General features: G+C 34.4%; 7 protein-coding genes and 1 pseudogene. 6 read left to right on the top strand and 2 right to left on the bottom strand.

Annotated features, from left to right (window positions below; translation table 11 throughout):
* Window positions 1–732 precede the first annotated feature (732 nt).
* The 3 genes from GF867_RS12780 (at window position 733) to GF867_RS12790 (ending at window position 6,175) form a co-directional block, all read left to right on the top strand.
* Window positions 733–3,048, top strand: a complete 2,316-nt coding sequence (locus tag GF867_RS12780; protein WP_153833481.1) for an AAA family ATPase — start codon at window positions 733–735, stop codon at window positions 3,046–3,048.
* Window positions 3,041–5,125 (top strand): UvrD-helicase domain-containing protein, encoded by a 2,085-nt coding sequence (locus GF867_RS12785; protein ID WP_153833482.1) that lies wholly within the window; start codon window positions 3,041–3,043, stop codon window positions 5,123–5,125. Before GF867_RS12780 ends, GF867_RS12785 begins: the two co-directional genes overlap by 8 nt.
* 294 nt (window positions 5,126–5,419) lie before the next feature.
* The gene (locus tag GF867_RS12790; RefSeq protein WP_153833483.1) at window positions 5,420–6,175 is read left to right on the top strand and encodes a GNAT family N-acetyltransferase; all 756 of its coding nucleotides are present in this window, start codon (window positions 5,420–5,422) and stop codon (window positions 6,173–6,175) included.
* A gap of 97 nt (window positions 6,176–6,272) precedes the next feature.
* Here the strand turns inward: GF867_RS12790 and GF867_RS12795 are convergent.
* Window positions 6,273–6,539: pseudogene (locus GF867_RS12795) on the bottom strand (transposase); the annotation flags it as partial.
* 6 nt (window positions 6,540–6,545) lie between these two features.
* On the opposite strand from GF867_RS12795, the gene GF867_RS12800 reads away from it, so the two are divergent.
* From GF867_RS12800 to GF867_RS12805, 3 genes are read left to right on the top strand one after another with little or no spacing between them, the layout of a single operon-like run.
* Window positions 6,546–6,779 carry an AbgT family transporter gene (locus tag GF867_RS12800; RefSeq protein ID WP_153833485.1) on the top strand — a complete coding sequence of 78 codons (234 nt, stop codon included), beginning with the start codon at window positions 6,546–6,548 and terminating at the stop codon, window positions 6,777–6,779.
* 16 nt (window positions 6,780–6,795) lie between these two features.
* Window positions 6,796–7,077, top strand: a complete 282-nt coding sequence (locus GF867_RS13880) for a hypothetical protein (RefSeq protein WP_216650302.1) — start codon at window positions 6,796–6,798, stop codon at window positions 7,075–7,077.
* A complete protein-coding gene (locus GF867_RS12805; protein ID WP_366927841.1) occupies window positions 7,059–7,988 on the top strand; it encodes an amidohydrolase in 930 nt (309 codons plus the stop codon). Before GF867_RS13880 ends, GF867_RS12805 begins: the two co-directional genes overlap by 19 nt.
* Window positions 7,989–8,098: 110 nt before the next feature.
* Here the strand turns inward: GF867_RS12805 and GF867_RS12810 are convergent, their stop codons facing one another.
* Window positions 8,099–8,773 carry a DUF421 domain-containing protein gene (locus tag GF867_RS12810; RefSeq protein WP_366927837.1) on the bottom strand — a complete coding sequence of 225 codons (675 nt, stop codon included), beginning with the start codon at window positions 8,771–8,773 and terminating at the stop codon, window positions 8,099–8,101.
* Window positions 8,774–8,906: the final 133 nt, after the last annotated feature.

Below are 8,906 nucleotides of genomic sequence, written 5' to 3' on the forward strand. Positions count from 1 at the left end.
AAAATAAAAGTACATAAGTTTGCAGAACATTTGTACATAACTCTGCAGGCAAAAAAGGCCTTATATTTAGCTCATTAGACCTCAACATTCTCATAGGGTGAATGCTGAAAATGCATCGTCGCTTTTGTATTTTATAAATAATGATTAAAGTGAACACAAAACTATGTACAGTAAAAAGGAACTCGTTCACCGGCATGACATCAGTAACATATCTTTCCATAATAACTTTTGAACGACACCTTTACGCCGTAGTTCTTGTTCCAATCTTTAGAAATCTGACATGGAGACAGACCAATATAATGATGCCTCAAAATTTATTTATAATTTTCGGTAAAAAATACATCACCATATCATTGTGTGAACGTAAACCTACGCAATCAATCATATAGAAGATGTATGATTGCTAAATTTAATCAAATCAATGGTACACATAATCATACAGAAACTATGTTTCTCAGCGACATAATAATCACATATATAAACTTATTGAAAAATGTTAGGGAGCTCTGGTCGAACTTAATACTAATTTCTCCACAACCCACTAGTCAAAATGTAAAGATGAAACGAGTTATAGGCGATTGTAAGCTATCAATATTGAGAAAAAATATTTTATACTCGCTCATTGAAGTTTAGAAGTAGATTTAAAATAGCAATAAAAAAACAATTTAATATATTAATATTTTTAATTAATGAGTATAATATGAATAATATAATGAATGGAAAGGATCAATCATGTATTTAGAGAGTATTTCAATTAAGAACTATAGAAAGTTTGGTAATGAAGAGCAAACAATTAAATTTGCACATTCCAGTTGGGCTGACTTAAGTGAGGATGGTGAGAATCAAGAGATTACGGAACTAAACACAGAGAAATATTTGTCTAAAAGCTCTACGTTAATGGTTGGTAAAAACAATTCAGGTAAATCTACAGTTATTTCGCTTTTAAAAACACTTAGAAGCACAAGGTGTGGTGCAACAGATGTATTTTATCACTCAGACTTTAATTTAGATTACTTAAAAGATTGGTATAAGAAGTATATCGAGTACAAAAGTGAAAGCGATATCAAGAGAGTCGAAGTTAAGGATTTACCAGTATTAGAGTTTAAATTGAAAATAGGAATTGATGAAGCCGATGATGTAATTGGTAAATTTGAAGATGTTTTAATTATTAGAGATTTGAATACCAATAAAGATGAAGACGTACCAATTGTCATTGATATACAAATTAAATATGAAGTGAGTAACAAGACTAGTTTCTTAAAATCATTATCAGAACTGACTAGCAGTCAACTAATTAAATTATCGAAGATCAATTTAAGCAATGAGGAAATTAAGGAGCTATTCCCAGAAAAGACAGAAGTTACGATTGAAGAATTAAGAGAGAAGCAAGGGAGCGAAAAGATTGAAAAGTTTATTGCTTACTACGACGATGCCAACTTTCGAAGGTTTTTACAATACATTGGTGGAAAGAATTATGTATTGAATTTCTATCCAGCAAATAATGAGACGCCAGCAAACGATTTTTCTTTAGCGCCTTTGTTAAAAGTGACGACAATTGATGCTAATACAGTAAAAGACGACAGAACATTATCAAATGCCTACAATAAGATTGTGTCTAACTTTTTGCGTAATAATGAGACGGATGATATGGATGAGTTTGTGGATCATATGAATTTTCAGGTAAAGAATAAAGTTGACGAAAAGATTACAGAAATTCTTCAAGATGCAGTCACAAGTATTGAGTCCGCGAAAAATTTACAAATGAACTTGAGGCCAAATCTTAATCTGAGAACAATAATGAATCATGGAGTTATTTATGAATATGAAGAGAATGGTAATTATATTCCGGAAAATCAATTTGGTCTTGGATATACCAATTTAATGGTAATCATTTCTGAAATTGTTGATTATATTCAATTGTATGGTAATGAGGATGTCAATGGAGCAGTGAATGTTCTATGTATAGAGGAACCAGAGTCATTTATGCACCCTCAAATGCAAGAATTGTTTATTAAGAATATATCTAAAGCCATAGCAAAGCTCATCGGTAGAAAAGCTAGAGACAAATTTGATACCTTTCAGATTATTATTTCCACGCATTCATCCTCTGTGTTGAATAGTAAGATTCATTCAGGTAATACACTAGATAACATAGTATATTTGAGTGTAAATGATAATAGTTCAATTGTTTCGGTCAATATTAAGGATGAAGATATATTAGAAGGGGAACATGAAAACAAAAAGGCAATCAATTACATAAAGAAATATTTGAGACTAGAAGCCTCGGATATATTCTTTGCTGATGCCGCTGTGTTAGTGGAAGGTGTAACTGAAGATACCTATATAAGATATCTCATTGATCAGGATGAAATTCTAAATAAACATCATATTAAAGTTTACCGCATCGACGGTGCACACTCTCATATGTTCGTGTCATTGCTAAATACGCTTAATATTAAGACGATAATTTATACGGATTTGGATTTGAAGAGAAGCAAGAAAGAAAAAGAGACAACACAAGACGTAATAAAGGATCTATCTGATAAAATTAATAATGAACTCACAACGAATGCATCATTAAAAGTTATGATTGAGCGTACCTATGAAACCCAAAATGCAGCCGAAATGAATCAATTATTAGTAGAGAAAATTGATGAAAATGAATGGTTAGAATTATCGAATGATAAAATCACGATGTTTTCTCAAGGAAAAATTCAAGGCAATTATGCGACGAGTTTTGAAGAAGCATTAATACTGACAAACGATGTTATTTTCGAGGATAACAAATATAAACGTTCAATCATTGAGTTGCTACAATATATTCGGCCTGGAACAACTTATATTAAAAGATTAGAAGTTAATTCAACATTAGTACCAGACTCATATAAGCTGCAAGTCATGTTAACACGAGATAAGTCAGACTTATCATCAGGTCTTGTCTACCTTAGAGAAACAGAGCTAGACTTTGAATTACTGCCACCAAAGTATATAGAAATAGGACTGCTAAGACTTAGAGAGCATTTTGAGAGGGAATCAGTATATGAATAAACTTACAATTAGTCCAGAAAACAAAAAGTTAGAATTAGCAATTCAAGACGAAGTTAATGGACATATTGATAACTTCGATAGTTTTTATTTTGATGCGGGTGCTGGAGCAGGTAAGACATATTCATTGATTAAAACAATTGAGCACATTCTAGAAGGTAATAGTGAAAGACTGACGGATGCGTCACAAAAGATACTGTGCATTACATATACTAATGCTGCAAAAAATGAAATAATCACCAGAATCGGTCATAATTCAAGTGTAGTCGTCACGACAATCCATGAGTTTCTTTGGGATTTTATTGGTAGGCAACAACCATTATTAATTCAACAACATGAGAGAAAGATTGAGGAAGAGTTATTTCTTATTGAGGACAAACTAACAAAGAACAAGCTCTATAGTGAAACTGATGATGTTGCTATCTTTGATCAGCTGGTTTTAACTAAGACATTTATGACTCAGTTTTTCAATGTATATAATAAGGGAGCAGATGATTTTAGACATAAAATGAATGAATATATTAACACTACACCATTGGATGCGAATACAACATTAAAAAATGTAGGTGTCTTTAAGAAACTAATAACCCAATTAAATAACCAAATAAAGCTACAAATTGCACTCGATGAACTTAAGTTTGGAAGATCAATCCATATAGAATATAAACCAACAAGCAACCGAGATCGTCTTAGTAAATTTATCATTAGTCACGATACCTTATTGGAGTACTCGAAAGAAATCATAACGAACACGACTCTCTTGCAAAGGTTATTTTCTGATAAGTATCCTTACGTACTAGTTGATGAGTATCAGGATACGGATGAGAAAGTTATTGATACGTTGGAAAGCATACTTAATTTATCGAAAGAGAGAAAAGTTCAGTTTTTGATAGGTTATTTTGGAGACTATATGCAAAGCATTTATGAAACTGGAGTAGGCAATATTAAAGAAAGAACATCAAATGCATTAAATCAATTCAAAGTAGTTAAGAAAACGTTTAATCGCAGATCTTCGGTAAATATAATTAGTTTGATTGAAAAGATAAGAAACGATGAATTTGGCCAAGTGAGCATCTACGATAATTTTATTAATGGGCAACATCGTTTTCAAAAAATTAATCAAGATGAATTTGACCTATCAAGTTATCTTGCCAATCATCAAATTGACAATGGCGCATGTCTGATAATGAAAAACAAAGATATTGCAAAAGAAAGAGGATTTGAAAAACTTTATAATAGTGTTGAAATTTTTCCTAATTTTAAAGGGGCGAACTATGATACAATTAATTCGGAATTTTTAACTAAGAATTTGCAAAATATGGGTTGGTTTTTTAGAGAGTTACTCGAATTAATAGAATTTATCATAATTGTACAGAATCAAAATTCAACAGTTAGTATGATTACTAGATTTATGGGGAGCTCATCGCAATTGACATATGGTCGTTTAGAAGAGCTGCTTACATATATTAATGAAGTTGAAATTTGTACGTTGACAAATTGTATTGATACGCTTAGTGGGATAATAGGAGAGTCTAAAGCTCTAGCCACCGAATCCAGGCAAGAGTTAAATAAAATTATCGAGAATATATTTTCTTTAGAATCACAAGTCAACTATTTGGATCAAATTAAAGAAAGCGCGCATCGTTACTTTATTCGTAATGAAGAACTTATGGATGAAGAAGTGGATGAGAATAAGAAGTTGATTGATTCGTTTTTCGAACTAGATATCAGACAGTTTATTCATTGGTACTATTTCATAAAAGATGATGGAAAGGATGAAGGAATCAATTATTACACACTTCATGGTTCGAAAGGGTTGGAATTCGATAACGTTGTACTTGTATTACAGAACAATTTTGACAGACGAAAGGATTACATTCAATTCTATTTTGATAATTATAATAACAGAGATATATCAGATAATGACTTAATACGTTTTAATCAAGTGAGGAATTTGTTATATGTGGCCTGCTCACGGGCAAAAAAGAATTTGGATGTGGTGTACTTAACTGATAATCTAAAGGGAAATGAAGAAATCAATATTCGTGATATATTTGAAGAGGGAGAGGTTGTTTTGTAATCAATTAAACTTAGTATATGATTTCGAGATAACCAATAACAATAGTTCGTGGCGCGGTAAGGGTGAAAAATAGAGTAGAAATAGATAAATTCTATTTCCTTATTAACCCGAAAGAAGAGTTTGTTGGGATGCAGAAGTGGATACATAGAACCAAACTCAAAGATGTAAAAAATGAATTTATATACCCAAATGTATTTCGAGACTTCGAAAAAATTAAGATTTGTCAGTATTGGTTAAAAAGAATCGTTTTTTGTTATAGTTAAAGGGACTAGAATATCTTTCGAAGGAGATCCTATGAAACAATTTAATTTTGATAACACGTATACATTAGGGGATGTTGTGCTGGAAAACGCATTGTATCGACACATTCATTATCCGGAAATGTTAGTGAGATATGATAGCAACTTTATTGAATTTTTAAGCATCCCCTCTATAGATGAATTTAAAGAAGTTGAAAAGTATTTACTTGATTTTCACCAAAAGAGAGGACAGAACCACCTAAAGTTTTATTTCCCAGCGAATATGACACTTGAAGGAGAATTGAATGATTATTTAACGAGAGCAGGATACGGGAGAGAATTACTCGAACTCTATGCCATTCAGCCCCATGAATTTCCGGAAATAAGGCCAAATTCTGTCATTCAAGTGGAAAAAGTGACATCAAAAACATTAGAGACTCTCGTGGAGTTAAAGTATGCCCAGGATTTAGAATTTGGAGAAGATTTTGCTGAACAGAAAAAAGCACTAACGAGAAGAAAGTTTGCAGACCCTCAGCTTATACAAGTGTTAGCTTTTTATCAAGGCATTGCGGTTGGTTATGTTGACTTAATCCTTTCAAAGGACACAGTGGAAATCGATGAACTATCGGTTGAAGAAGCGTATCAAAAGAAAGGCATTGGTAGCCGCTTACAACAGTTTGCGATGATACTGAATCCTGATAAAACGATTATTTTATTAGCGGATGGCGAGGATACACCGCGAGAGATGTATCGTAAACAAAACTATCAAAACCTTGGGTTTAGACAGGGCGTATTGAAAGAGTTGATATGAAACCACTCTTTACTATTTGAATAACAATGATAGAGTCCTACTATGTATTTGCTAGGTTGTAGTGAACCCCAAAAGTTGGAGTTTATTTAATTGAATATTAAGCAGCTAATTGAGTGTCTTGTTTTCGGTATGCAACCGGAGATAAGCCGCTCAATTTTGTTTTGATACGTCGATGATTATAATAATCTATATAATGTTCGATGAGCTCTTTTAGTGTGTCATAACTTACTTGTTCGACACCATGATACATTTCTTGTTTTAAGAGACTAAAGAAATTTTCCATCGGTGAGTTATCTAAGCAATATCCTTTGCGAGACATGCTTTGAAAGATACCGTGTTGTTTTAAGGCATTCACCCAGCCTTTACACAAATGCTTTACCGCATTGGAGATGGTTTTATTAATCCATTAACACCTATGCAAGTTTATATCCCGTTAGTTTTAGCGGTCATTAAACGTTATGACAAAAAAGCAGGTCTTGGAACGCTGATGTCGAACGTTTTACCTTATTCTGTCGCGATTGCGATAGCGTGGATGTTAATGATTATTGTTTGGTACTTGTTAGGTCTACCATTAGGACCAGATAGTCCAGTCTACTTAAACTAAGAAAGAGAGTGAATGAATGTTGAATAACTATTTATCTGAAGCATGGGCACAAGAGTTGGAAGGTATGCAGTCTTACATTGTTACACATCGACGTTGGTTGCACCGTCATCCTGAATTATCTTTCAAAGAATACAAAACGAGTCAATACATTTACGATGAGATGCTAAAACTACCTAATGTTGAAGTCACAAGGCCGACTGAAACGAGTGTCTTAGTGAAAATTACTGGGGCTAAAGCAGGGAAAAAATCGGTTTACGTGCGGATATTGATGCACTGCCAATCCAAGAGGAACGCCTAGATCTTGAATTTGAATCTGAAGTGCCTGGCGTGATGCACGCATGTGGGCACGACGGACACGCATCGATATTAATGGCCGCTATGAAATTTTTAGCGAACCATACGGATGATTTAAGTGGCGAAATTTATGGGGTTTTTCAACATGCAGAAGAATTACCGCCAGGTGGTGCGCAAGAAATGGTCGCCACAGGCTTGTTTGATGATTTTGATTTCTTCTATGGACATCATTTGTTCTCGACGTTGCCACTGGGCACGATTGATATCAAGCCGGGTCCTAACAGTTCAAACTCAGACTTATATGAGATTAAAATCCAAGGTAGAGGCGGTCATGCAGCTCAACCTGAGAATTCTATTGATCCAGTTATCGTAGGTTCAGCAATTATTCAACAGCTTCAAACGATTGTGTCGCGTATTGCTTCGCCGTTTGATCCAATTGTTATTTCAAACACTGTATTCCAAGCTGGGAATGCAGCAGCGATGAATGTTATCCCGGACAGCAGTTATTTAGCGGGGAGTGTTCGTACGCTAACAGATGAAGCGCGTCAATTGGTACAAGCTCATATGAGCAGCATCATAAAAGGAATTTGTGATGCCTATAATGTTTCTTATACGTTTGATTTTAAATTAGGTTATGATTCTGTCATGAATGACGAGGCAACAACGGCCGGTGTGCGAGAGATTGCAGAAAACCTATTCCCCAATAAAGTAACCTCTCTAGCAGCTTCATTAGGTGGTGAAGACTTCTCAGCCTTTTCTCGAGTAGCACCTTCGACTTATATTTGGATTGGAGCAGGAAACAGCGAGAAGAGCTATGATTATCCACATCACCATCCGAAATTTGCGATTGATGAAGAAAGCTTCCTAATTGGTCTTAAGATGTTTGTCGCAGTTGCGAAAGCATTCTCGGCTTAATTTATAAAAACAATAAAAGCTGGCGCATGCCCCGTAAAAGATGGGGTTGCGTCAGCTTCTTAGTATAACCTCGATTTGGCTCTTATATTTGTGGGATTGAGTGGGTTCAGTTATCCATCCAATCGAATAGGGAAATCCAACAAATCACTGTCCTTCACAACATAGAAGCCTTTTTCTTCAGACCATTCAGCGTAGACGATTTGGTCAATATCAACGTAACCTAATTGCTTTAACTCCTGGGTCAACCAATGTTTATCTAAATGGTGGTTATCTAAAACCTGTTCTTCGATACGTCCTTCATCAATTAAGAGTAAAGTCAGTGATACATCCTGATCATCAAAGGTGGTTAAACTGATTTGTCCGCCAGTTTCCATAATCATATGTTTGGCATTCTTCAAGGAATAACAACCAGAAGTTCGTAACAAGGCTCTTAATTGTTCCATCTCTAATTTATTACGTTTTAAAGCAGGGCGGACGAGTTGCCCATTATACACAATGACAGATGGCTCTCCTTTGAAGAGTTTGTTTAACCTGTCGCTTTTGGTTGAAATGAATTCCAAGGTGAAGATTAAAACGCCCCATAACGAGACACCTAATACTAGATGAAATAAATTCACTTGATCATCATATAAAGATTCTTCCAGTACCCCACCGAGCACTAAAGTATAAACAAAGTCATAAGGCGTCATTTGTGCTAAACTTTTACGTCCCAAAACTCTTACAACGATTAACAAAGCAATTAAACCCAGAATTAATTTCGATACAACAGACCATGCGATGTCCACCACAACTCATCCTTGTATATTATATTTAGGGTTTTAACCTTCCGGTTTTTACTGGATAACCCTATGAACCTCTTTTCGATTACCTCATCTCCTAAGATATGAGATAATTAGTTTATTGGATTGAGAGGCTAGC

The sequence above is a fragment of the Fundicoccus ignavus genome (assembly GCF_009659375.1).
GTDB lineage: Bacteria > Bacillota > Bacilli > Lactobacillales > Aerococcaceae > Fundicoccus > Fundicoccus ignavus.